Below are 24,025 nucleotides of genomic sequence, written 5' to 3'. Positions count from 1 at the left end.
CACGTGGGGGTCTGGCTGTGGCAGTTGGGGCACAGGAATCGCACGTTGTGCGGTCGGGAGTCGAAATGGTTTCCGTCGATGTGATCGACGTGAAATACCAACGGCTCGTCGCACCACACCGGTCCGATTCCGCACCCCTCGCACTTGTGGGGTCGTCCCGACTCGATGAGAGCCCTCCGTAACCGCTTCGGAGCCTGGCGGTTCGAAGCGACGGGTTTGAGCGTCAGAATCTCGTCCCAGCGGAGGCGATTCTTCGGTGGACGACCTTTCTGCGGGTTCTCTCCGGTGAAGTGCGAGGTGTCGATTCCGAGTCGTTTGCCCCTTCTTGAGATGTGCGCGTGCGTGCCGCCGTCGGGTCTTCCGCCCATCAGTCGTATCGCAGCGGAGAGGTTGGCTGACAACCGAACGGCCTCCTCGAGCATCTCTTTCGTGTACTTGACCGGTCTCACCATTGCGCCCCTCGAATCGAAAGTGTGTTCGAACGAAGTGAAGGTAACGCTCGGGTCCGACAAGTTTCGCTGCTCGAGCACGCCGCCGCTCGCTCGTCAAGATAGTAACGATTAGATAACAATAAACGTGAGGGTTTCCTCGGGTTCGTGGACGTCCTCGCACCGGCCCAGCCAGCGCGGACGACACCTACTCGCGGGTTACCTTCGCCGTTACTGTGAGACAAATCACTGGTCAGGGCACCGCGCGACACTCTTCGCGAAACAAAACATGAGGAATTCCTCATGATTCTGTGTCAATCTGGGCCACGCACGTAAGAGCAGATGAGAGCCCATGCAACACGCCAACGACGGCGAGTGCTTCCAAAGGATTCACGCCTCGACCGCAGGGGTGTTCAGGAGAGGAACAACACGCGTGACGATCGACGAGACCACACCAGCCGACAACGGACGGAACTCGAAGGCATCACGACGCACAAACGAACGGGGGGTCACCACTTCGCGGTCCGGCGCACTGGTCGACAAGATTCTCGCCGGTGAGCCCTACGCTCTCGCGTTCGGTGGTCAGGGTGCTCCCTGGCTCAGCTCGCTCGACGAACTCAGCCGTGACAACGGCCTCGAGCCGGTCCTGACGGACCTGGTCAACGCCGCCGCAGCAGCCCTCGCTCCGGTCGCCCACGACCTGGTGGTCGTGCGCCCCGCCGGTTTCGACCCCGTCGCATGGATCCTCGAGCAGGACGTCGCTGACGAGGACGAGCAGCCGGCCGCGGGCCCGTCCGCCGCCACACTGACTTCCGCCGCGGTGTCCCTCCCCGGCGTGTTCCTCACCCAGGTCGCCGCCCTGCGCGCCCTGGCCAACCAGGGTCTCGACGTGTCCGCGCACGCGCCGACCGCCGCGATCGGCCACTCCCAGGGTGTGCTGTCGGTCGAGGCCGTCGCAGCCGGTGGTCGCAAGGACGCCGAGATCCTCGCGATCGCGCAGCTCATCGGTGCTGCCGCGACCCTCGTCGGCCGCCGCCGCGGCCTCATCTCCGGTGCCGAGCGTTTCCCGATGCTCGCCGTCGCCGGCGTCGATCCCGAGCGTCTGCGCGCCATCGTCGCCGACGTGTTCGAGGGCCAGGACCCCGAGCGCAGCGCTGTCGTCGCGATCCGCAACGGCCGCCGTCGCGTCGTGCTGTCCGGCCCGCCGGCCGCGCTCGCACGCGTCCAGCAGCGCTGCGAGGAGATCTCCGCCGCGGAGACCCGCGAGCGCGAGTCGAAGAAGCGCGGCGGTGCCGTGTTCGACCCGACCTTCGAGCCGGTTTCCGCCGAGGTCGGCTTCCATCACCCGGCCCTCGCGGACGCGGTCGAGCAGGTCGCCGACTGGGCGTCGCGCTGCGACCTCGACGTCGAGCTCGCCCGTTCCCTCGCGCAGGCGATCCTCGTCGACCCGGTCGACTGGGTCGACCTCGTCGACGGTGCCGTCGCCTCCGGTGCCTCGTGGATCCTCGACCTCGGCCCCGGTGAGCTCCTCACCCGCATGACCTCCGCCGGTCTGCGCGGCCAGGGCGTCGGCATCATCGCCGCCGCAACCCGCGGTGGCCAGCGCAACCTGCTGACCCCGGGCGCCGAGCCCGAGGTGCCGCGTGCGTGGACCGAGTTCGCGCCCAAGCCTGTCGCTCTGCCCGACGGCCGCCTCGGTGTCGAGACCGCGTTCACCCGCCTGACCGGCCGTTCGCCGATCCTGCTCGCGGGCATGACCCCGACGACGGTGGATCCGAAGATCGTCGCTGCCGCCGCGAACGCCGGCCACTGGGCCGAGCTCGCCGGTGGTGGCCAGGTCACCGAGCAGATCTTCGCCGACCACGTCGAGGAGCTGAAGGAGCTGCTCGAGCCGGGTCGCGCCGTGCAGTTCAACTCGATGTTCCTCGACCCGTACCTGTGGAAGCTCCACGTGGGCGGCAAGCGTCTCGTGCCGAAGGCCCGCGCTGCGGGCGCGCCGTTCGACGGCGTCGTCGTCACCGCCGGTATCCCGGAGCTCGAGGAAGCGGTCTCGATCATCGAGGAGCTCACCGAGGCCGGCATCAGCCACGTCGCGTTCAAGCCGGGCACCGTCGCGCAGATCCGCTCGGTGATCCGCATCGCGAACGAGGTCCCCGACTACCCGGTCATCGTCCACATCGAGGGCGGCCGCGCCGGTGGTCACCACTCGTGGGAGGACCTCGACGACCTGCTGCTCGACACCTACGCCGAGCTGCGCACCCGCCCGAACCTGGTGCTGTGCGTCGGCGGTGGCATCGGCACCCCGGAGCGGGCCGCCGACTACCTGACCGGCCGCTGGTCCACCGAGTACGGCTTCCCGGCGATGCCGCTCGACGGCATCCTCGTCGGCACCGCCGCGATGGCGACCCTCGAGGCGACCACCGCTCCCGAGGTCAAGCAGCTGCTCGTCGACACCCCCGGCACCCCCGACTGGGTCGGTGCGGGCACCGCGTCCGGCGGAATGGCATCGGGCCGCAGCCAGCTCGGCGCCGACATCCACGAGATCGACAACGCCGCATCGCGCACCGGCCGCCTGCTCGACGAGGTCGCCGGTGACGCCGACGCCGTCGCCGCGCGCCGGGACGAGATCATCGCCGCGCTGGACGTCACCGCGAAGCCGTACTTCGGTGACGTCGCCGAGATGACCTACCTGCAGTGGCTCACCCGCTACCTCGAGCTCGCGGTCGGCACCGATTCCGCGTGCGAGTTCGACTGCGGCACCGACCTGGGCGACGCCGTCGCCGAGGCCCACACCAGCCCGTGGCTGGACGTGTCGTGGCGTGAGCGTTTCCGCGAGATGCTGCAGCGTGCCGAGGCCCGCTTGCATCCGGTCGACCGCGGCCCGATCCCGACGCTGTTCGCGGACGACGCCGTGCTCGAGCGTCCCTACGCGGCGCTCAAGGCGCTGACCGGGCAGTACCCGGACGCCGGTGACGTCGTGCTGCACCCGGCGGACGTGCCGTTCTTCATCTCCCTGTGCCGCACCCCCGGCAAGCCGGTGAACTTCGTGCCGGTCGTCGACCAGGACGTGCGTCGCTGGTGGCGGTCCGACTCGCTGTGGCAGGCGCACGACCCGCGCTACACCGCCGACCAGGTCTGCGTCATCCCGGGCACCGTCGCCGTCGCGGGCATCACCCGCGCCGACGAGCCCGTCGGTGAGCTGCTCGACCGCTTCGAGAAGGCCACCGTCGACGAGCTGCTCGCCGCCGGCGCCGAGCCGGTGCAGGTCGTCGCGCGTCGTCACCAGGACCGCGCCGCCGGGCTGCTCGACGCCGTGCTGTCCGCTCCGGACGTCGCGTGGGCCGGCCGTCAGACCCTCAACCCGGTCCACCGTCTCGGTGACGTCGCCGAGTGGACCGTCGAGGCCGACGGCGCCGCCGTTCACGCCCCGACCGGTGCGACCCTGAGCGTCCTCGACGACGAGCACGTCGGCCTGCGCGTGCCGCTGCTGCGCGACAAGGCCGTCGAGATCCGCATCACCGTCCCGGCCTCCGTCCGCACCGGCGGTGCGCCGGTCGTCACCGAGGAGGACGCCGCCGCGTCGATGTCCGCGCTGCTCGGTGTCGCCGCCGGGCAGGAACTGCCCGCCGTGAAGAAGGGCGCCGCCCGCATCACCCTCGGCTGGCTGCCCGAGAAGATCGCCGACCACGCCGGTGTCACCGGCGCCGGCCTGCCCGCCAACCTGACCACCGGCCCGAACGGTGTGCCCGACGTGCTTGTCGGTGCGTGCTGGCCCGCGGTGTTCGCGGCGCTCGGCGCGTCCAAGACCGACGACAACCTCTCGGTCATCGAGGGCATGCTCGATCTGGTCCACCTCGACCACGCCATCGACGTCAAGAACGGTCTGCCGACCGATCCGGCGTTCCTGGGTGTGAAGGCCGAGGTCACCGGGGTGTCCGACACCGACCTGGGTCGTGTCGTCGAGGTGCACGTGGTCATCACCGCCGACAGCGGTGACGGCTCCGGCCACAATGTCGTCGCGCAGCTGATCGAGCGGTTCGCGATCCGCGGCCGCGCCGGCACCGTCGAGCTCGCCGACCCGGTCCGTGCCGGTGGGTCGCTGTCGGAGAACGCCGCGGACACCCCGCGTCGTCGCCGCCGCGATGCCGTGATCGTCGCCCCGACCGACATGAGCGCGTTCGCTCGCGTCTCGGGCGACCACAACCCGATCCACACCTCGGACAACGCCGCGCTGCTCGCCGGCCTGGGCTCGCCGATCGTGCACGGCATGTGGCTGTCGGCCGCCGCCCAGCAGGTGGTGACCGCGGTCGAGGCCGACGCGAAGCTGCCGGTCCGCCGCCTGACCGCGTGGACCGCCCGGTTCCTCGGCATGGTCCGTCCGGGCGCGGAGATCGACGTCCGCGTCGACCGCGTCGGCACCGACAACGGCGCCGAGATCATCGAGGTCGGCTGCCGCGTCGACGGCGACCTGGTGATGGTCGCGACCGGCCGCACCGCCGCCCCGAAGACCGTCTACGCGTTCCCCGGCCAGGGCATCCAGCGTCCCGGCATGGGCCTCGACGCCCGCGCCCGCAGCAAGGCCGCCCGCGAGATCTGGGACCGCGCCGACAAGCACACCCGCAAGGCGCTGGGCTTCTCCATCCTGGCCGTCGTGCGCGACAACCCGACCGTGCTCAAGGCCCGCGGCGTCACCCACAAGCACCCGGACGGCGTGCTGCACCTGACGCAGTTCACCCAGGTCGCCATGGCGACCCTCGGTGTCGCGCAGATCGCCGAACTCCGCGAGGCCGGTGCGTTCGTCGAGGGCTCGTTCCTCGCGGGCCACTCGGTCGGTGAGTACAACGCGCTCGCCGCTGTCGCCGGTGTGCTGCCGCTCGAGGCGGTGCTCGAGGTCGTGTTCCAGCGCGGCTCGGCGATGCACGCCCTCGTCCCGCGTGACGAGCACGGCCGCTCGAACTACCGCATGGCCGCGATCCGGCCGTCGCAGTTCGGTGTCGCCGACGAGGACCTGCAGGACTTCGTGGCCGGTGTCGCCGCGGAGGCCGGCGAGTTCCTGGAGATCGTGAACCTGAACCTGCGCGGCTCCCAGTACGCCATCGCGGGCACGGTCGCGGGTCTCGAGGCCCTGGAGTCCGTGATCGAGCGCAAGGTCGCCGAGTTCGGCGGCAAGCGCGCGTTCATCCTGGTCCCCGGCATCGACGTGCCGTTCCACTCGACCGTCCTGCGCGGCGGCGTGGACGACTTCCGTGAGCGTCTGCTGCACCTGCTCCCGGAGCAGATCGACCCGAACATCCTCATCGGCCGCTACATCCCGAACCTCGTGCCCAAGCCGTTCAACCTGGGCCGCGAGTTCATCCAGGAGATCGCCGATCTGGTTCCCTCGGAGCCCCTCGCCGAGGTCCTCGCGGACTTCGACACCTGGGCCGCGAAGCCGGTCGAGCTGACCCGCGTCGTGCTCGCCGAGCTCCTCGCGTGGCAGTTCGCGTCGCCGGTCCGCTGGATCGAGACGCAGGACCTGCTGTTCGCCCCCGAGGAGGACGGTGGCCTCGGCGTCGAGCGGTTCGTCGAGGTCGGCCTCGGTGCCGCCCCGACCGTCGCGAACCTGGCGTCGCAGACCCTGAAGCTGCCCGGCCGCTTCGGCGAGCCCGTCGAGGTGCTCAACATCGAGCGCGAGGCGTCGATCGTGTACTCGACCGACGTCGATCCGGCTCCGGTCGAGGACGACGAGCCCGCTGCTCCGGCAGCGGAGGCGGCCCCCGCGGCCGCCGCGGCTCCCGCCCCGGCAGCGGCTCCGGCCGCCGCCCCGGCCGGTGGACCGCGTCCCGACGACATCGCGTTCAAGGCCGCCGACGCCACCAAGGTGCTCATCGCGCTGTGGACGAAGCTGCGTCCGGACCAGATCGGCCCCGCAGACACCATCGAGGCGCTGTGCGACGGCGTGTCCTCGCGCCGCAACCAGCTGCTCGTCGACCTCGGCTCCGAGCTGTCGCTCGGCGCGATCGACGGTGCCGCGGACGCCGACATGGGCGCGCTGGCAGCCACCGTCGACCGTCTGGCCCGCACCTACCGCCCCTTCGGCCCGGTGCTGACCGACTCGATCAACGACCACCTGCGCAAGGTGTTCGGACCGTCCGGCAAGCGCCCGGCCTACATCGCCGAGCGCGTCACCAAGGTATGGGGCCTGGGCGAAGGCTGGACCCAGCACGTGACCGCCGAGGTCGCACTCGGCAGCCGTGACGGCGCCTCCATCCGTGGCGGCGACCTGGGCGGCCTGTCGCAGGGCGCCCTCTCCGACGCCGCCGCCGTCGACACCCTGATCGACGCCGCCGTGCAGTCCGTCGCCGGCCGCCGCGGTATCGCGGTGTCCATGCCGGCCGCTGGTGGCGGCGGGGGAGCGACCGTCGACGCCGCTGCTCTCGGCGAGTTCGCCGAGCAGATCACCGGCCGTGACGGTGTGCTCGCCAACGCCGCGCGCCTCGTGCTCGAGCAGCTCGGCCTGGCCGAGCAGACCTCGGGTCTGGCCGACAAGGCGGACAGCGAACTGGTCGATCTGGTCTCCGCGGAGCTCGGCTCCGACTGGCCGCGTCAGGTCGCCCCGGCGTTCGACGCCCGCAAGGCCGTGCTGATCGACGACCGCTGGGCCACCGCCCGCGAGGACCTGGCCCGCGTGTGGCTGGGTGCGGAGATCGAGGTCGAGCGGTTCGCCGGTGCCGGCGCGACCGTCGCCGCGCACGCCACCTTCTGGCAGCGCAAGGCCACCGAGGCCGGCCGCACCGTGCTCGCCGAGACCTTCGGCCGCATCGCGACCGTCGCCGCGGAGGTCACCGACGCCGAATACGCGAACGAGGTCGCGGTCGTGACCGGCGCCAGCAAGGGCGGCATCGGCGCAGCCGTCGCCGCGAAGCTGCTCGGTGGTGGTGCGACCGTGGTCGTGACCACGTCCAGCCTCAACGACAGCCGCCTCGGCTTCTACAAGGAGCTGTACGCGAAGAGCGCACGGGCCGGCGCGGCGCTGTGGGTGGTCCCGGCGAACATGGCGTCCTACGCGGACGTCGACGCCCTCATCGAGTGGATCGGTACCGAGACCGTGGAGAACGCGGGCGGCGCCAAGAAGCTGATCAAGGACGCGCTGACCCCGACGCTGCTGTTCCCGTTCGCCGCGCCGCGCGTGGCCGGTTCCCTCGCCGACGCGGGTGCCCGCGCCGAGATGGAGATGCGGGTGCTGCTGTGGTCGGTGGAGCGGCTCATCGCCGGTCTCGCCGCGATCGGCAACGACCGCGACGTCGACACCCACCTGCACGTGGTGCTGCCCGGTTCCCCGAACCGCGGCAAGTTCGGTGGCGACGGTGCCTACGGTGAGGCCAAGGCCGCGCTCGACGCGGTGGTCAACCGCTGGAACGCCGAGCGCACGTGGGCCGAGCGCGTCACCCTCGCGCACGCTCTCATCGGCTGGGTGCGCGGCACCGGCCTGATGGGCGGCAACGACCCGCTGGTCGAGGCTGTCGAGGCGGCCGGTGTGCGCACCTGGTCGACGCAGGAGATGGCCACCGAGCTGCTGAAGCTGGTCGGCCCGGAGGCCCGCCGCCTCGCCGCCGACAAGCCGCTGGTCGCGGACCTGACCGGTGGACTGTCCGAGGCGGACGTCGACCTGCCGGCCCTCGCGAAGCAGGCCCAGGACGCGGCCGAGGCCACCGAGACCGAGGACGAGGACGAGTCGGGCATCATCGCGGCCCTGCCGTCCGCGCCGCGACTCGACGTCGACCTGCCCGTCCCGGCTTGGGAGAAGCTCGACGTCGACCCGGCCGACCTGGTCGTGATCGTCGGCGCCGGCGAGCTCGGCCCGTACGGTTCGGCCCGCACCCGCTTCGAGATGGAGGTCGACGAGGAACTGTCGGCCGCCGGTGTGCTCGAGCTGGCCTGGGTGACCGGCCTGGTGGAGTGGGAGAACGACCCGAAGCCCGGCTTCTACGACACCGAGACCGGTGAACTGGTGCCGGAGGCGGAGATCGCCGACCGCTACCACGACGCGGTGGTCGAGCGCTGCGGCATCCGCCGCTACGCCGACGACGGCGCCATGGTCGACAACACCGCACCGCTGCTGACCTCGGTGTTCCTCGACAAGGACCTGTCCTTCGTCGTCGGTTCCGAGGCCGAGGCCCGCGCGTTCGTCGATGCCGACCCGGAGAACACGGTCGCGTCCGTGGACGCCGAGTCCGGCGACTGGACGGTCACCCGCAAGGCCGGCACCGAGATCCGCGTGCCGCGCAAGGCGAAGCTGACCCGCACGGTCGGCGGCCAGATCCCCACCGGATTCGACGTCACCAAGTGGGGCATTCCCGCGGACATGGCGGAGTCGGTGGACCGGGTCGGCCTGTGGAACATCGTCACCACCGTCGACGCGTTCCTCACCGGTGGCTTCACCCCGTCGGAACTGCTGCGCTGGGTGCACCCGTCGCTGGTGGCGAACACGCAGGGCACCGGCATGGGCGGCATGTCCTCGATGCGGTCGCTGTACATCGACACGCTGCTCGGCGAGTCCCGCGCGAACGACATCCTGCAGGAAGCCCTGCCGAACGTCATCGCCGCGCACGTCGTGCAGTCCTACGTCGGCGGCTACGGCGCGATGGTGCACCCGGTCGCGGCGTGCGCCACGGCTGCGGTGTCGGTCGAGGAGGGCGTCGACAAGATCAAGCTGGGCAAGGCGCAGCTGGTCGTGGCCGGCGGCTTCGACGACCTGGGCATCGAGGGCATCGTCGGCTTCGGTGACATGTCCGCGACCGCCAAGTCGGAGGACATGACCGCCAAGGGCATCAGCGACAACCGGTTCTCGCGGGCCAACGACCGCCGTCGCGGCGGGTTCGTCGAGTCGGCCGGTGGCGGCACGGTGCTGCTGGCGCGCGGTGACCTGGCGCTGGAGATGGGCCTGCCGGTTCTCGGTGTGGTCGCTTGGGCGGGATCCTTCGCCGACGGCGTGCACACCTCGATCCCGGCTCCGGGTATCGGTGCTCTCGGCGCCGGTCGCGGTGGGCTCGAGTCCGGCCTGGCCCGGGAGCTGCGCAAGCTCGGTGTCACCGCCGACGACATCGCCGTGATCTCCAAGCACGACACGTCGACCGCGGCGAACGACCCGAACGAGGCCGAGCTGCACGAACGCCTGGCCGGTGCGCTGGGCCGCAGCGAGGGCAACCCGCTGTTCGTGGTGTCCCAGAAGAGCCTGACCGGTCACGCCAAGGGTGGCGCGGCAGCGTTCCAGCTGATCGGCCTGTGCCAGGTCCTCAGCCAGGGCGTCGTCCCGCCGAACCGCAGCCTGGACTGCGTCGACGACAAGATGGCCCAGTTCGAGCACCTGGTGTGGGCGCGGACCCCGATCCGGTTCGGCGAGCAGTACGCGCTCAAGGCCGGTCTGCTGACCAGCCTCGGGTTCGGGCATGTGTCCGGCCTGATCGCGGTGGTGCACCCGCAGGCGTTCGTCGAGGCGATCCCCGCCGAGCGGCGCGAGGCCTACCTCGCGCAGGCGCAGCAGCGCACGGTCGCCGGCAAGCGCCGCCTGGCCGACGCGATGACCGGTGGTGCCGCGCTGTACCAGCGTCCGGCTGATCGTCGCCTCGGCGGCGACGGGGTTCCGGCGGCGGCGTCGCGTCAGCTCGAGGCGGACGTGCTGCTCAGCGCGGACGCGCGTCTCGGCGACGACGACGTGTACCGCTCGGGTCTGCCCGGCTGCAAGTAGGAAACGAGTAGCGCCGGATGGGAGTTGCGGGTGTCGGGTTCGACCTGGTCTCGGTGACGGAGTTCGAGGAGCAGCTGGGTCGTCCCGGCACCACGATGCTCACGAGCTTCACGCCGGGGGAGCGTCGCGACGCGAACACCCGCAGCTCCCGTCCGGGACGCCACTTCGCAGCCCGGTGGGCGGCCAAGGAAGCGCTGATCAAGGCATGGTCGGCGTCACTGTTCGGTCACCCACCGGTGCTGCCGGAGGGCATCCACCGCGACATCGAGGTGGTCTCGGATGCGTGGGGCAGGCCCGGTATCCGGTTGCACGGTGCCGTCGCCGAGCATCTGGCGGGCATGAGCATCCACGTCTCGCTCACCCACGACGGTGACATGGCCGGAGCGTTCGTCGTTCTCGAGGAGGCACCGGACGCGTAGATCCGGTCGACCGGTTCAAGCCGGGGAGGTTGCAGCCTCCTCGGCTTCACTCGTTTCCGGGGCCGTGCCCGATTCGGGGACCGTGTCCGCGTCCGCGGCCTCGCCCTTCTCGCGGCTGCCGTCCCCGTCGCCGGTTCCGGCTTCCTCCGCGCGGGCCTGCAGCCGCTTGCGCTTCTTCGCCCGGGCCCTCGAGTCCTGTTCGGCGACCTGCAGGTACGCGACCATCAGCCGTTTCAGTTCGACGACCGCGTCGGCGTGGGTCTGATCGTCCTGCACGGAGAAGTTCAGCATCGAGTAGACGACGTGGACGAGGACTTCGGCCATCAGCTTGCGGCGCGGCCTCGGTGTGTCGGGCGTGAGCGGTGCGAGCATCCGCTCGACCTGCTCGGCGAACTTGCGTTCGTGAATCGCCCCGGTCGCGCGGGTCGACGGGGTCGACTGCATCGCCAGCCACACCTCGCGGCGGGACGGATCGGTGGTCCACAGCCCGGCCATGTGGTCGACGAAGCTGTTGAGGAACCGCAGCCAGTCCACCGACGGAATCTTGCCGTTGAACTGGGCCAGTTCCTCCTGCACACCCACGAGGTCCTGGCGGTTCAGTTCACAGACGATGACGTACTTGTTCGCGAAGAACTGGTAGAGCGTGCCGATCGGCACGTCCGCGCGGGACGCGACCTCTTCGCAGGTGAACGACTCGAATCCGACCTCGGTGAGCAGTTCGCGGGACGCGGCGAGCAGGGCATCGAACTTGCGCCGGCTGCGTTCCTGCGTCGGTCGCCGCCGCGGCACGAGTTCTTGTGGCGCTGTTTGTACTTCCAACGCCGGATCGATCCGGCGCGGTGCTTTGCGCACGTTCGTTGCAGACTCCACGCGCCCCAGGCTAGCCGCAGTGCGCGGGAATGCCGAGAGATTGCCGTGAGGGCGAGTCGCAGCAAACACGGCCGAGCGTGCTCACGGTGCTCATGCGGCGAGGGTGAACTGCATGACGTCGATATGTCCGGTTCGGAAATGATCGGCCGCTCCGCGCAGGTATTTCATGAAGCGTTCGTACATTTCCTCGGAGGACAGCGCGACTGCTTCGGCGCGCCGGTCCGCCAGCGCCGCGGCCCAGTGCTCGAGGGTGCGGACGTAGTGCGGGCCGAGCGGATGGACGCGTTCGACGCGGAACCCGGCGCGTTCGGCGCCCGCCACGACCACCTCGGGCTGCGGAAGCTGCCCGCCGGGGAAGATCTCGCGCTTGATGAACAGGTGGAACAGGGCGTTCTCGCGGGTCACGGGGATGCCGCGGGACTTCAGCGTCGCGAGGGTGTGCCCGATGATGGTGTGCAGCAGCATCCGCCCACCCGGGGGCAGCATCCGGTGACACCGTTCGAAGAACTCGTCGTAGCGTTCCCGGCGGAAGTGCTCGAACGCTCCGATGCTCACGATGCGGTCGGCGGTGCCGGTGTACTCCTCCCAGCCCTGCAACAGGACCCGCGCGGTCCGCGGACCGGGCAGCCGGGCGGCCTCGGCCGCGACGTGCTCGTACTGGTTGCGGCTCAGGGTCAGGCCGACGACGTCGACGTCGTAGTGGGTGACCGCGCGGAACATCGTCGATCCCCAGCCGCAGCCGATGTCGAGCAGGGTCGCGCCGGGCTGCAGGTCGCATTTGCCGAGCGCCAGGTCGATCTTGGCGAGCTGGGCCTCCTCGAGCATCATGTCGTCCCGTTCGAAGTACGCGCAGCTGTAGGTCATCGACGGGTCGAGGAACAGGGCGAAGAACTCGTCGGACAGGTCGTAGTGGGATTGGACCTGCTTGTAGAAGGGTGACAGTTCGGTGGGCATCGCAGTGCCTTTCCGTCCACGGGCCGGAACTGGTTCGACGGTGGCCCGGATGTCGAGAAACAACGCTACGCGGTCGGCGCGCCGTGCGGCACCGGAACGGCAGAGGGCGGCACACGATCCTACGATTGCGAGGGGAACCGAACAGGACGAGCACCGGTGCCCGATCGTGAGACCTTCGTCCGACACATCGAGGAGGCGTGTGAGCGTGACCGACACCGACACCCTGCAGCGGATCCGCGACCGGATCCGGGCCGCGATGCCCACCGCCCGAACCGAACTCGCGACCCTGGTCGCCTTCCGTTCGGTCGCGGACCCGCGACAGTTCCCCGCGGAGGAGTGCCTCGCCGCCGCCCGCTGGGTACGGGACGCCTTCGCCGCCGCCGGTATCGAGCACATCGAACTCGTCGAGACGTCCGACGGTTGCCCCGCCGTCGTCGGACACAGTCCGGCCCCGGCCGGAGCTCCCACGGTTCTGCTCTACAGCCACTACGACATTCAGCCTCCGGGTAACGAAAGCCTGTGGCTCACGCCGCCTTTCGATCTCACCGAACGGGACGGTCGCTGGTACGGCCGGGGCGCTGCGGACTGCAAGGGCAACATCGTGATGCACCTGCTCGCGCTGCGCGCGGCCCTCGCCGACGGGCCCCTGCCGGTGGGTGTGCGGATCGTCGTCGAAGGGTCCGAGGAGATGGGCGGGGCCGGGCTCGAACACCTCGTCGCGGAGCGCCCCGACCTGTTCGCCGCTGACCTGATCGTGATCGGCGACTGCGGCAACGCGGAAGTCGGCCGGCCCACCGTCACGACGTCGCTGCGCGGTATCGCGAACGTCGTCGTCCATGTGGAAACCCTTGCCGGGGAAGTGCATTCCGGGCAGTACGGTGGCGCCGCCCCCGATGCGCTCGCCGCCCTCGTCCGGTTGCTGAACACCCTGCGCGACGAACACGGCAACACCGTCGTCGACGGCCTCGACACCCTCGGGCAGTGGGACGGGGTGCCCTATCCCGAAGACCGGTTCCGCGCCGACGCCGGTGTGCTCGACGGGGTGTCGCTGCTGTCGACCGGCACGGTCGCCGACGCCGTGTGGGCCCGGCCGGCGTTGACCGTCCTCGGCATCGACGCACCGCCCGTCGTCGGCTCGGTGGCGGCGATCGCGCCCCGCGCCTCGGCGCGGCTGAATCTGCGGGTGCCACCGGGTCTGGACCCGCTGGTCGCGCAGGACGCCCTCGTCGCCCACCTCGAAGCGCACGTGCCGTGGGGTGCGCACCTGCGCATCGAGCGCGAGGCCCTCGGCGAACCGTTCCGCGCGGCCACCGACGGCCCCGGATACGCCGCCCTGCGCGCGGCGCTCGCGGCCGCGTACGGGCGCGAGGTCGGAACCGCCGGCCAGGGCGGCTCGATCCCGCTGTGCACGGCCCTGCAGCGGGCCGTGCCGGGAGCGGAGATCGCGCTGATCGGTGTCGAGGAGCCGCGGTGCGTCATCCACGCTCCGAACGAGAGCGTGGATCCGACGGAGATCGAGAACCTCGCCGTCGCGGAGGCGCTGCTCCTGCGGTCCCTGGCCGAGCGGTCCGCGAGTTAGAACGACAGCCGAGCGGTCCGCGAGTTAGACCGACAGCCGAGCGGTCGGCGAGTTAGACCGACAGGTCGCGACGCAACTTCGCGACGTGCCCGGTGGCGCGCACGTTGTACTGCGCCACCTCGATCTTCCCCTCCTCGTCGACGAGGAAGGTCGAGCGGATCACGCCGGTCACGGTCTTGCCGTACATCTTCTTCTCGCCGAACGCGCCCCACGCCGTGAGCGTGGTCTTCTCCGGATCGGAGAGCAGCGGGAAGGTCAGCTCCTCCTTGTCGCGGAACTTCGCGAGCTTGGCGGGCTTGTCGGGGGAGATCCCGACGACGTCGAGCCCGGCGTCGTTCAGTTCGGCGAGGTTGTCGCGGAAGTCGCATGCCTGCTTCGTGCAGCCGGGCGTGCTCGCGGCGGGGTAGAAGTACACGATCACCTTGCGGCCGCGGTAGTCCGACAACGACACCTCGTTGCCGTCGGCGTCGAGGAGGGTGAGCTCGGGCGCGGGGTCGCCGGGGGCGAGTCTGCTGTTATCCGTCACGTCCGCCACGGTAGTGGACCGCGCGTCCACTACCGTGGTCGCAGCACACACAGCGACTCCTGGAGGATCACGTGCGTAGGGACACCGAGGCTATCGAGCGGGACATCGAGAACGCCCGCAACCAGCTCGCGAGCACGCTCGACGAATTGAGTGCGCGGACCAATCCGAAGACTCTTGTTGCCAACACCAAGCAGACGCTCGTCGCCAAGGTGAATCAGCCGAACGTCAAGTACGCCGTCATCGCGGTCGGCGTCGTCGTGGGCGCTCTGGTTCTGCGCAGACTGCTGCGCTGACGGCCGTCGATCCGAGGGCACCGTCGTCCGTTCGCGGACGGCGGTGCCCTCGTCTTTGCGTCGGTCGCTGTGACTTGTCACTTTCTTCCGACTTCGATCTTGGCGTGGTTCACATCTTGGCGTGGTTCACTGAGAAGACGTCGATCGTCTCGTCTTCGAAGGGGTGACGGTCATGCGGACTGCGCAGCATGTTGCACGACTCGTCCTGGTCGCGATCCTCGCCGCAAGCGTCGCGCTGGCGACGGGGTCCGCCGCCTCCGCCGGTCGCATCGGCATCGTGCCCCCGGGCGGGCCCCCGGTGGCCGCGCTGGCGCCCTCGGACGGAGCCGTGGTCGGTATCGCGCAGCCGGTGACCGTCCGCTTCGGCGCCCCGGTGACCGATCGGGCCGCCGCCGAACGATCCGTCGCGGTCATCCCGTCCGTGCCCGTCGCCGGCGCCTTCCGGTGGCGCGACGACCGTCACCTCGAGTGGGTTCCGGACCGATTCTGGCCGGGCCACACCGCTGTCACCGTACTGGCCGGCGGCACCCGGACGCAGTTCCGAACCGGCGACGAATTCGTCGCGGTCGCGAACCTGTCCACGCACCAGTTCACCGTGTCCCTGAACGGGGAGATCGTCCGGACCATGCCGGCGTCGATGGGCAAGCCCGGATACGAGACGCCGACCGGGACCTTCCCTGTGCTCGAGAAGTTCCGGAACCTGGTGATGGACTCGTCGACCTACGGTGTTCCGATCGACGACCCCGAGGGGTACCGGATCGACACCGAATACGCGGTCCGTCTCACGTGGGGCGGAATCTTCGTGCACGCCGCACCGTGGTCGGTGGATTCGCAGGGTTCCGCGAACGTCAGCCACGGCTGCATCAACCTGAGCACCGAGAACGCGCGGTGGTACTTCGAGAACGTGAAGATCGGGGATCCGGTCGTCATCGAATGGTGATTCCGCGCGCGGAACGCGAGGTCGACCTCACGCCGCCAGCGGCCGCCCGGAATCGGTTTTCCGGCCCGATTCACCTTCTCTCGAGGCCGGCGCGTTCGTCCCCCGATAGGTCATCAGATACCGCGCGGTCGCTTCCGGATCCTCGGCTGGGCGCATCGGATCCATGCTGAGTTCGACGTCGCCACGATTTCCCTGGGCGATCTGATGGGCGCGGATCCGGAAACACGCCACCATTCCGACGAAGAGTGCCGCGGTCGCGATCCCGATCACCGGTGCGAACGAGAACCCGCTCGCCAGTGCCCCGACGAATCCCCCGAGGAACAACAAACCGATGACGCCCAGCACGTATCCCAGAAAAGGAAACGGGATGGTGCGGGCCGCTCGGCGCACGCTCTGCATGTGAACTCCTTTCATCGCACAACACTACGATACGCGAAGCGTAGCGATACGTCCAACGTAGCGCGTGACAGAATCGAGCAGGTACGCCCCGGTGCGAAGGAGAGCAATGTCCCATCCCACGACCACCACCGTCGACGACCGGATTGTCGCCGCTGTGCTGGACCTGCTGCGGTCCAGAGGAGCAAGCGCGGTCACGATCGAGTCGGTGGCAACGTTGTCCGGCGTGGCGAAGACGACGATCTACCGGCGGTACGCAGATCGCCGCGAGATGTTGACGGCGGCACTGGCACCCCTGGCATCCCCGCCGCGGGCCGATGCAGCGCTCGGGGGTCGGCAGCGCCTGGAGTGGGTTCTCGAGCGGGCGGTCGCATCCGTCGAACAGGGCATCGGTTTCGGTGGCATGGCCGCCCTGCTCACCGGTGAGGACGACGAGTTCAGCGAGTTGTTCCGGTCGGTGCTCGTCGGCTATCGGCGACAAGTGTCCGAAGTGATCGACGAAGCGAAGAACGCCGGCGAGTTCCGCGGCGACCTCGACAACGAGGCGCTCATCGATGCCATCGTCGGGGCCTACGTCGCCGAATACGGGCGCCACGGACACGTACGCGAATGGAGGCAACGACTCTTCGAACTCTTTTGGCCGACGGTCGAGAACCGGTCGTCGATCTGACGGCGCTCTCCGGGACCGGAGTCGACGTTCTTCGCGTGCTGAGCAAGCGAACGAAGAAGGCCCGCACCGAATTCGGTGCGGGCCTTCTGTTGTGCGCCATCAGGGACTCGAACCCCGAACCCGCTGATTAAGAGTCAGCTGCTCTGCCAATTGAGCTAATGGCGCTTGGCGGTTTGTCTCCGGGCCGTTGTCCCGGCGACGAAGAGAAGATTACACACTCCGCTGTACGGCGCCAAATCGCCTGGTCAACGGCGATTTCCTCGATGTCTGCGGGTAACGCGAGTGGGTGGCGGGGCGATTGGTATTCGAACGTTATTCGTCGCCGAGGTTTCAGATTTGGTCTCGGTCTTCACCGGCTGGCATCATCGATGAGACACGCATTGACGTGCAGTTTTGCGGCCTGGGGGAGGTCCGGAATCGGAGGGTTGAGAGTGATCGAGAAGAGTGTGCGGACGCCGCGGCGCCGCTCCCGGCGTACGACCGTGGCGGTGTTGGGGGCGGTACTGGTCGGTGTCATGACCTTCGTCACTGCATGTGCCGGCGGCTCGGCCGGCGGTGCCGACGAGGTCCCCATCGATTCGAATCCCCTCGCCGCACTCATCAAGCCCACGGTGTCGTCCAGCGTCGTCGACGGCGGTGTCGGCTTCTCGCCGATCGATCCGGTGACCGTCTCGGTCGTCAACGGCAAGCTCGATTCCGTCACGCTCCGCAATCCCGACGGGGAGGCGGTCGCCGGCGTGCTCGCGCCGGACGGCACCACCTGGGCGAACTCCGAACCGCTGGGTTACAACCGCAAGTACACGCTCGAGACGGTCGCGTACGGGCTCGGCGGAGCGACCACGTCCGTCGCGACGTTCACCACGAGCGCCCCCGGCAACCTCACCCAGCCCTACGTGCTGCCCGGTGAAGGCTCGGTCGTCGGTATCGGCCAGCCCGTCGCTGTGCAGTTCGACGAGAACATCCCGGACCGGCGCGCGGCCGAGGCGGCCATCACCATCGTCACGAATCCGCCCGTCGAGGGTGCCTTCTACTGGCTCAGCAATCGTGAGGTGCGGTGGCGGCCGGAGAACTACTGGACGCCGGGCACGACCGTGACCGTGGACGTGAAGGCGTACGGCAAGGACCTCGGTGACGGACTGTTCGGCCAGTCGGACGTGCACTCGTCGTTCACCATCGGCGACGCGGTGATCATCGACGTCGACGACAACACGAAGACCGTCGTGGTCAACCGCAACGGCAGCGCGATCATGTCGATGCCGACGTCGATGGGCAAGGACAGCACGCCCACCCCCAACGGCGTCTACACGATCGGCGACCGCTTCGACCACATGATCATGGATTCGTCCACGTACGGAGTGGCGGCCGACTCGCCGCAGGGTTACCGCACGCCTGTGGACTGGGCGACGCGCATGTCCTACAGCGGCATCTTCTTCCATTCCGCGCCGTGGTCGCTGGGCGATCAGGGGGTGCGCAACGTCAGCCACGGCTGCCTGAACCTCAGCCCGGCGAACGCGAAGTGGATCTTCGACAACACCAAGCGCGGCGACATCGTCATCGTGCGCAACACGGTCGGCGGAGTCCTGGAGGGAACCGAAGGTCTCGGCGACTGGAACATCCCGTGGTCGACGTGGAAGGCGGGCAACGCCAACACCTGACCCGGGGCGCGGGCTGTGCACCGCGGAGACGAACGACGGAGGGTGACCGAATCCGGGTCACCCTCCGTCGTCGTAAAGGGGTCAGGGGCGGCCTGGGGCCACCTACATGCCGCTCCACGTCGGGGTCGCAGCCCTCGAGCCCGTGACGGTCGCGACGTCCTCGGGAGGTATTCGGACAGGATCTCGTCGAATACCCGGACGGCTGTGGCGCGGTCCTCGGCAGGCCGGCGCAGAAGGCGCAGAAAAGGAAAGGCCCCGACCGTGCGGTCGGGGCCTTTCCTGGGGGTGAGTGACGGGACTCGAACCCGCGACAGCCAGGATCACAACCTGGTGCTCTACCAACTGAACTACACTCACCATCGCATCCGCTATCGGCCGGAGCCGGTTGCGACTGCGATTGAAATACTAGCCTGCTCTACCCGAAAACGACGAATCGCCTGGTCAGGCCGGTCCAAGATCCTTTACGACGCTCGTGATGTCCGCAGACGACGGCCCGGGCGGGGCGACGAACGCGGTGCGCCGGTAGTAGCGCAACTCCCGGATGGACTCCTTGATGTCGGCCAGAGCGCGGTGCGACAGGCCCTTCGTGGGCTGGCCGAAGTAGATGCGGGGGTACCAGCGCCGGCACAGTTCCTTGATCGAGCTGACGTCGACCATGCGGTAGTGCAGGTAGTTGTCGAGTTCCGGCATGTCCCGGGAGATGAACTGCCGGTCGGTGCCGATGGAGTTTCCGGCCAGGGGAGCGGTACCGGCCTCCGGCACGTGCGCCCGCACGTAGTCGAGGACGAGCTTCTCGGCCTCGGCCAGCGTGACTGTCGAGCGGCGCACCTCTTCGGTCAGCCCCGACCGTTCGTGCATCTGCTGCACGACATCCGGCATCGCGGCCAGCGCGTCGTCGTCGGCGTGGATCACGATGTCCACGCCCTCGCCGAGCACGTTGAGGTCGCTGTCGGTGACCAGCGCGGCGATTTCGATGAGTTTGTCGCTGCCGATACGCAAACCGGTCATTTCACAATCGATCCAAACAAGTTTGTCCTGCACGAGAGTACAGACTAGTCAGCCGCGTGAGAGGGATAAGGTCTGCGGTGTAAACCGACGCCGGCCGTGCTGGTTCGAGGAGGGCTGAACATGACCGTGGATCCGATCCGGTCCGACGAAGCGTTGTCCGCTGCGGAGAAGGCGAAGGCAGCGAAGGCGGCCGCCGAGGAAGCGGCCCGCGTCGCCGCCGAAGCCGCCGCAGCAGCCGAACGGGCCCAACGCGAGGCCGAGGAGGCCGCCGCCGCGGCCGCGGCCGACGCTGCAGCGGGGAAGGCCGAAGCCGGGACCGAGAAGACTGAGGCCGGGGCCGAAGCGACCTCGGAGAGTGCGCCCGCCGAGGCAGCCGAACCCGCGGGCCCGGCCGCGGAGATCGCCGCCGGTTACGCCTTCTCCGGCGCCGCCCTCGAACTGGGCACCGTCGTGCACGACGGCGTCGTCGCTCCGAACGCCCGGGTCAGGATTCCGCTGGCCATGATGAACCGGCACGGTCTGATCGCCGGCGCGACCGGTACCGGCAAGACCAAGACCCTGCAGGGCATCGCAGAGCAGCTGTCCGCCGCGGGCGTGCCGGTGGTGATGGCCGACGTCAAGGGTGACCTGTCCGGTCTGTCCGCGCGCGGGGAGAGCAGCGACGCGCTCGTCACCCGCGCCGCCGAGACCGGCGATCCGTCGTGGACCCCTGCCGGATTCCCGACGCAGTTCTTCTCGCTCGGCACCGAGGGCATCGGCATCCCGGTGCGCGCGACCGTCACGGCGTTCGGTCCGATCCTGCTGAGCAAGGTGCTCGGCCTGAACACCACCCAGGAATCGACGCTCGGGCTGATCTTCCACTGGGCCGATCAGCGGGGCATGGCGCTGCTCGATCTCAAGGATCTGCGGCAGGTCATCGCGTACCTGACCAGCGACGAGGGCAAGGCCGACCTCAAAGGCATCGGGGGCGTCTCGGCCGCGACCGCGGGCGTCATCCTGCGCGCGATCGTCAACCTCGAGGCCGACGGCGGCGACACGTTCTTCGGTGAACCGGAGTTCGACACCGAGGATCTGCTGCGCGTCCTCGGCGGCAACGGGGTGATCAGCTTGTTCGAGCTGGGCGCCCAGGCCGCGCGTCCCGTGCTGTTCTCCACGTTCCTGATGTGGGTGCTCGCCGACCTGTTCCAGACGTTGCCCGAGGAAGGCGATCTGGACAAGCCCAAGCTCGTCTTCATCTTCGACGAGGCCCACCTGCTGTTCGCGGACGCGTCGAAGGCGTTCCTGCAGCAGGTCGAGCAGACCGTCAAGCTCATCCGGTCGAAGGGCGTCGGCGTGTTCTTCTGCACGCAGCTGCCCACCGACATCCCGAACGCGATCCTGTCCCAGCTGGGTGCGCGGGTGCAGCACGCGTTGCGCGCGTTCACGCCCGACGACCAGAAGGCGCTCACCAAGACGGTCCGCACGTACCCGAAGACGGCGTTCTACGACCTGGAGAAGTCGCTGACCTCGCTCGGGACCGGTGAAGCGATCGTCACCGTGCTGTCCGAGAAGGGCGCCCCGACGCCGGTCGCATGGACCCGGATCCGGCCGCCACGGTCGCTGATGGACACCGTCGGCGACGACGCGATCCGCACCGCCGCCCAGGGCCATCCGCTGTTCGCGAAGTACGGGCAGACCATCGATCGCGAATCCGCGTACGAGATGCTGACGGCGAAGGTCGCGGGCGCGCCGAACGTCGATCCGCCGCTGGACGTGCCGCCACTGCCGGACCTGTCCGAAACGATGCCGGCCCCCCGGGACGAGGGGCCGACGATCGTCGAACAGGTGCTGGGCAGCTCCGCGATGAAGAGTTTCCTGCGGTCGGCGGCCTCGGCTGCGGGCCGGGAGATCTCCCGCAGCATCTTCGGCACCGGCCGCAAGCGGCGTTAGCCGCCGAGCTTCTTGTAGAAGGTGCCGACGATCGGGGCGACGATCGCGCGCGGCGTGTAGTTGCCCGCGACCGACATCGCCTTGCTGATCAGGCCGGGCACGATGCGCATGCGGTTCTCGGCGAGCGCGTCGAGCGACACCTTCGCGGTGTGCTCGCTCGAGATCCACAGGAAGTCGGGGACGAGCTTGTCGACGATCGACGCGTCCGCCGGATCGGGGGTCTCGGTGCGCACCGGGCCGGGCGCGAGCAGGGTGACGTTCACGCCGGTGCCCTTGAGCTCACCGCGCAGCGACTCCGAGAAGGTGTTGACGAACGCCTTCGTCGCGGCGTACGTCGCGTTGTTCGGGATCGGCATGTTGCCCGCCGCCGATCCGACGTTGAGGATCGCACCGGACCGTCGCTCGACCATCTGGGGCAGCACGGCGAGGGTGAGGTCGTGCACGGCGACCGCGTTGAGTTCGACCTGCGCGCGCTCGTACGCCGGGTCCAGGCCGGATACGGGTCCGAACGTGGCGATACCCGCGTTGTTGCACAGGATGCTGACGTGACGGTCGGCCAGCTCCTCGACCAGCTCGGCGCGAGCGTCGCGGTCGGACAGGTCGCAGGCGCGCACCTCGACGGTGACGCCGTGCTTGTGTCGGAGTGTCGTGGCGAGCTCTTCCATCACTTCGCCGCGACGTGCGACGAGAATGAGCGAGTGGCCGCGCGCTGCGAGCTCGGTGGCGAGGGCCTCACCGATACCGGAGGAGGCGCCGGTCACGACCGCGCGGGCGTCTGGGGTGGGGTTCGGCAGAGTCACGGTGGGTCAGCCTAGTCGCCGCGGGCAGGAACTCATCGGCCGTGTCGTTCGAACCAATTCTCCTAAACGGGGAGGTTGGTCGGTATTGTTCGCAGGGCAGGTTGCGAAGCGCTGCCGAGGCCTACCCGGCTCGGTGCGGTCGAACGAAGTGAGGGATCGTGGTCACAACTGTCACGGACGGTCGAACAGCCCGCGCGGAACGCACTCGCAGGGCAGTGGTGGAGGCACACATCGAGCTGCTCCGGGCGGGCATGCTCAAGCCCACCGGCGCGCAGGTCGCGGAACAGGCCGGGGTCTCGCTGCGGGCACTGTGGGTCAACTTCAACGACCTCGACACCCTGATGGCATTCACCGGCGCGGAGATGCTGCGCCGCCAGGACGAAATGTTCGAGCCGGTGCCGGCGCACCTGCCGCTGTCCGAACGGATCGACGGGTTCTGCCGGCAGCGCGCGTGGCTGCTCGAGTTCATCGCTCCGTATGCGCGGGCGTCGCTCCTGCGCCAGCAGTTCTCCGAAGCGCTCAAGATTCATCGCGCGCGCTGCATCGCGCGGGTCACCGACGAGGTGAAGATCCTGTTCGCCCGAGAACTCGCAAACCTCGACCGGGACCGGCGCGACCGCCTGGTCTACGCGCTCGGAGCTGCCGCGACCTGGGGCTCGTGGGCCGTTCTGCGCGACGAGTTGCAGCTCGGGGTCGACGAGGCCACCGCCGTGATGCGGCAGTCGGTGGCAGGCCTACTCGCCGGCGCCACCGTCTAGACAGGTCGAGAACGACGGTTGGTGTACCGAAATACTGGTACACCACCCGCTGTTTCGGGCGCCGCAGTCCTCATCCGGAAGTTGTCCACAGGCAGCTGCTCCGTCCACAGGCGCGGCGGATTCGGTGGTCTCCGGGCGAATCGCCGACGGACGCTGCGGCACGATCACCCGCATGGGGGATCCACGAGTGCTCACGCGCGCACAACTACTCGCGGCCGGCGTCTCCGCCTTCGAGATCGCGCGCGACCTTCGACGCGGTGAACTGGTTCCGATCGCGCACGGCGTCCATCTGCGAAGGTGCGACCACGACGCGCTCGACAACACCGGCCGGCACCGCGTGCTCGCGCGGCATCTCGGCTCGACGCTGAGCCCGGGACACGTGATCAGCCACGTCTCCGCCGCGGTCCTGCACGGGGCGCCGGTATGGAATCTTCCGCTCACACGTGTGCACGTGTCGCGGCCACCGAGCGCGGGCGCACGACGGCGGGGACGATTGCATCTCCATGCGGCGCGGTTGTCGGAGGCAGACCTCGCGACCGTCGACGACGTGCCGGTGACGTCGGTGGCGCGGACGATCTCGGACGTCGCGCGGACCGCACCACGCCCGCAGGCGGTCGTCATCGGCGATGCGCTCCTGCGCAGCGACCCCGCAGCGGCAGCCGCGTTACCGCGCATCCTCGACTCCGCCTGCGGCCTCAACGGCATCGCGCGAGCCCGGACGGTCGCAGGGTTCCTGGACGCGCGCAGCGAGAGCGTCGGCGAGTCGTTGTCGCGGGTACGGATCGAGGACGCGGGTCTGCCCCGTCCACACCTCCAGCACGAGGTCGTCACACGCGACGGTCGCCGTTTCCGCCTCGACTTCTTCTGGGAGGAGTTCGGGATCGTCGGAGAGTTCGACGGGACAGGCAAGTACTCCGACCCGCGTGACCTCGTCGCCGAGAAGTTCCGGGAGGACGCCCTGCGCGACCTCGGGTTCGAGGTCATCCGGTGGAGTTGGGTGGAGCTGGACCACTTCGACGTCGTCGTACAGCGTTTCGAGCGTGCCCGCGCACGTACAAGACGGACATGACGGT

The 24,025-nt window shown here is 69.2% G+C and carries 16 protein-coding genes and 2 tRNA genes; 10 read left to right on the top strand and 8 right to left on the bottom strand.

Features of this window, described 5'->3' with window-relative positions; all coding sequences use genetic code 11:
* Positions 1-861: 861 nt before the first annotated feature.
* Positions 862-10,155, top strand: coding sequence for a type I polyketide synthase (locus tag M1M07_RS09830; protein WP_248673985.1), 9,294 nt, complete (start codon positions 862-864; stop codon positions 10,153-10,155).
* A 17-nt stretch (positions 10,156-10,172) separates the two neighbouring features.
* Positions 10,173-10,574 carry a holo-ACP synthase gene (locus M1M07_RS09825; RefSeq protein WP_248673984.1) on the top strand — a complete coding sequence of 134 codons (402 nt, stop codon included), beginning with the start codon at positions 10,173-10,175 and terminating at the stop codon, positions 10,572-10,574.
* A 15-nt stretch (positions 10,575-10,589) separates the two neighbouring features.
* Here M1M07_RS09825 and M1M07_RS09820 read toward each other — a convergent pair whose 3' ends face one another.
* Positions 10,590-11,444, bottom strand: coding sequence for a TetR/AcrR family transcriptional regulator (locus M1M07_RS09820; protein WP_248673983.1), 855 nt, complete (start codon positions 11,442-11,444; stop codon positions 10,590-10,592).
* A 90-nt stretch (positions 11,445-11,534) separates the two neighbouring features.
* The gene (locus tag M1M07_RS09815; RefSeq protein WP_248673982.1) at positions 11,535-12,398 is read right to left on the bottom strand and encodes a cyclopropane mycolic acid synthase family methyltransferase; all 864 of its coding nucleotides are present in this window, start codon (positions 12,396-12,398) and stop codon (positions 11,535-11,537) included.
* 199 nt (positions 12,399-12,597) lie between these two features.
* On the opposite strand from M1M07_RS09815, the gene M1M07_RS09810 reads away from it, so the two are divergent.
* Positions 12,598-13,977 carry a dipeptidase gene (locus M1M07_RS09810; protein ID WP_308200789.1) on the top strand — a complete coding sequence of 460 codons (1,380 nt, stop codon included), beginning with the start codon at positions 12,598-12,600 and terminating at the stop codon, positions 13,975-13,977.
* Between the two features lie 52 nt (positions 13,978-14,029).
* Here the strand turns inward: M1M07_RS09810 and bcp are convergent, their stop codons facing one another.
* Positions 14,030-14,503 carry a thioredoxin-dependent thiol peroxidase gene (gene bcp, locus M1M07_RS09805; RefSeq protein ID WP_248673981.1) on the bottom strand — a complete coding sequence of 158 codons (474 nt, stop codon included), beginning with the start codon at positions 14,501-14,503 and terminating at the stop codon, positions 14,030-14,032.
* Positions 14,504-14,574: 71 nt separating this feature from the next.
* Between bcp and M1M07_RS09800 the strand changes: the two genes are divergently transcribed.
* Both M1M07_RS09800 and M1M07_RS09795 read left to right on the top strand, forming a co-directional pair.
* Complete coding sequence (locus tag M1M07_RS09800) at positions 14,575-14,796, top strand: DUF3618 domain-containing protein (RefSeq protein ID WP_197256744.1); 222 nt, start codon at positions 14,575-14,577, stop codon at positions 14,794-14,796.
* Positions 14,797-14,968: 172 nt separating this feature from the next.
* The gene (locus M1M07_RS09795) at positions 14,969-15,736 is read left to right on the top strand and encodes a L,D-transpeptidase family protein (RefSeq protein WP_248673980.1); all 768 of its coding nucleotides are present in this window, start codon (positions 14,969-14,971) and stop codon (positions 15,734-15,736) included.
* 27 nt (positions 15,737-15,763) lie between these two features.
* Here the strand turns inward: M1M07_RS09795 and M1M07_RS09790 are convergent, their stop codons facing one another.
* Complete coding sequence (locus M1M07_RS09790; RefSeq protein WP_248673979.1) at positions 15,764-16,135, bottom strand: hypothetical protein; 372 nt, start codon at positions 16,133-16,135, stop codon at positions 15,764-15,766.
* 106 nt (positions 16,136-16,241) lie between these two features.
* Between M1M07_RS09790 and M1M07_RS09785 the strand changes: the two genes are divergently transcribed.
* On the top strand, positions 16,242-16,802 hold the full coding sequence (locus tag M1M07_RS09785) for a TetR/AcrR family transcriptional regulator (protein ID WP_248673978.1): 561 nt from the start codon (positions 16,242-16,244) through the stop codon (positions 16,800-16,802).
* 92 nt (positions 16,803-16,894) lie between these two features.
* Here M1M07_RS09785 and M1M07_RS09780 read toward each other — a convergent pair.
* Positions 16,895-16,967, bottom strand: a tRNA-Lys gene (locus M1M07_RS09780).
* A 350-nt stretch (positions 16,968-17,317) separates the two neighbouring features.
* On the opposite strand from M1M07_RS09780, the gene M1M07_RS09775 reads away from it, so the two are divergent.
* The gene (locus tag M1M07_RS09775) at positions 17,318-18,457 is read left to right on the top strand and encodes an Ig-like domain-containing protein (protein WP_248673999.1); all 1,140 of its coding nucleotides are present in this window, start codon (positions 17,318-17,320) and stop codon (positions 18,455-18,457) included.
* A 280-nt stretch (positions 18,458-18,737) separates the two neighbouring features.
* Here M1M07_RS09775 and M1M07_RS09770 read toward each other — a convergent pair.
* Together M1M07_RS09770 and orn are read right to left on the bottom strand one after the other, a co-directional pair.
* Positions 18,738-18,815: transfer RNA gene (locus tag M1M07_RS09770), tRNA-His, on the bottom strand.
* An 83-nt stretch (positions 18,816-18,898) separates the two neighbouring features.
* Entirely contained in the window at positions 18,899-19,498 is a 600-nt protein-coding gene (orn, locus tag M1M07_RS09765) for an oligoribonuclease (RefSeq protein ID WP_248673977.1), read from the bottom strand.
* Between the two features lie 87 nt (positions 19,499-19,585).
* On the opposite strand from orn, the gene M1M07_RS09760 reads away from it, so the two are divergent.
* Positions 19,586-21,394 (top strand): helicase HerA-like domain-containing protein, encoded by a 1,809-nt coding sequence (locus M1M07_RS09760; RefSeq protein WP_248673976.1) that lies wholly within the window; start codon positions 19,586-19,588, stop codon positions 21,392-21,394.
* On the opposite strand, the gene cmrA is transcribed toward M1M07_RS09760, so the two are convergent.
* On the bottom strand, positions 21,391-22,194 hold the full coding sequence (gene cmrA, locus M1M07_RS09755; RefSeq protein WP_248673975.1) for a mycolate reductase: 804 nt from the start codon (positions 22,192-22,194) through the stop codon (positions 21,391-21,393). The genes M1M07_RS09760 and cmrA overlap by 4 nt on opposite strands.
* A 215-nt stretch (positions 22,195-22,409) precedes the next feature.
* Between cmrA and M1M07_RS09750 the strand changes: the two genes are divergently transcribed.
* On the top strand, positions 22,410-22,952 hold the full coding sequence (locus M1M07_RS09750) for a TetR/AcrR family transcriptional regulator (protein WP_248673974.1): 543 nt from the start codon (positions 22,410-22,412) through the stop codon (positions 22,950-22,952).
* Positions 22,953-23,124: 172 nt separating this feature from the next.
* Positions 23,125-24,021 carry a type IV toxin-antitoxin system AbiEi family antitoxin domain-containing protein gene (locus M1M07_RS09745; RefSeq protein ID WP_248673973.1) on the top strand — a complete coding sequence of 299 codons (897 nt, stop codon included), beginning with the start codon at positions 23,125-23,127 and terminating at the stop codon, positions 24,019-24,021.
* Positions 24,022-24,025: the final 4 nt, after the last annotated feature.

The sequence above is a fragment of the Rhodococcus sp. HM1 genome (assembly GCF_023218075.1).
Taxonomy (GTDB): Bacteria; Actinomycetota; Actinomycetes; order Mycobacteriales; family Mycobacteriaceae; genus Rhodococcus.
Note: the sequence above shows the minus strand (reverse complement) of the source record. Positions and strands in the feature narration are given on the sequence as shown.

What these genes read in the sequence shown, in the direction of transcription:
- M1M07_RS09825 (WP_248673984.1), top strand. Translation starts at nt 10,173, where the DNA reads ATGGGAGTTGCGGGTGTCGGGTTCGACCTGGTCTCGGTGACGGAGTTC.
- M1M07_RS09815 (WP_248673982.1), bottom strand. Translation starts at nt 12,398, where the DNA reads ATGCCCACCGAACTGTCACCCTTCTACAAGCAGGTCCAATCCCACTAC.
- M1M07_RS09795 (WP_248673980.1), top strand. Translation starts at nt 14,969, where the DNA reads ATGCGGACTGCGCAGCATGTTGCACGACTCGTCCTGGTCGCGATCCTC.
- M1M07_RS09790 (WP_248673979.1), bottom strand. Translation starts at nt 16,135, where the DNA reads ATGCAGAGCGTGCGCCGAGCGGCCCGCACCATCCCGTTTCCTTTTCTG.
- M1M07_RS09785 (WP_248673978.1), top strand. Translation starts at nt 16,242, where the DNA reads ATGTCCCATCCCACGACCACCACCGTCGACGACCGGATTGTCGCCGCT.
- M1M07_RS09775 (WP_248673999.1), top strand. Translation starts at nt 17,318, where the DNA reads ATGACCTTCGTCACTGCATGTGCCGGCGGCTCGGCCGGCGGTGCCGAC.
- M1M07_RS09760 (WP_248673976.1), top strand. Translation starts at nt 19,586, where the DNA reads ATGACCGTGGATCCGATCCGGTCCGACGAAGCGTTGTCCGCTGCGGAG.
- M1M07_RS09745 (WP_248673973.1), top strand. Translation starts at nt 23,125, where the DNA reads ATGGGGGATCCACGAGTGCTCACGCGCGCACAACTACTCGCGGCCGGC.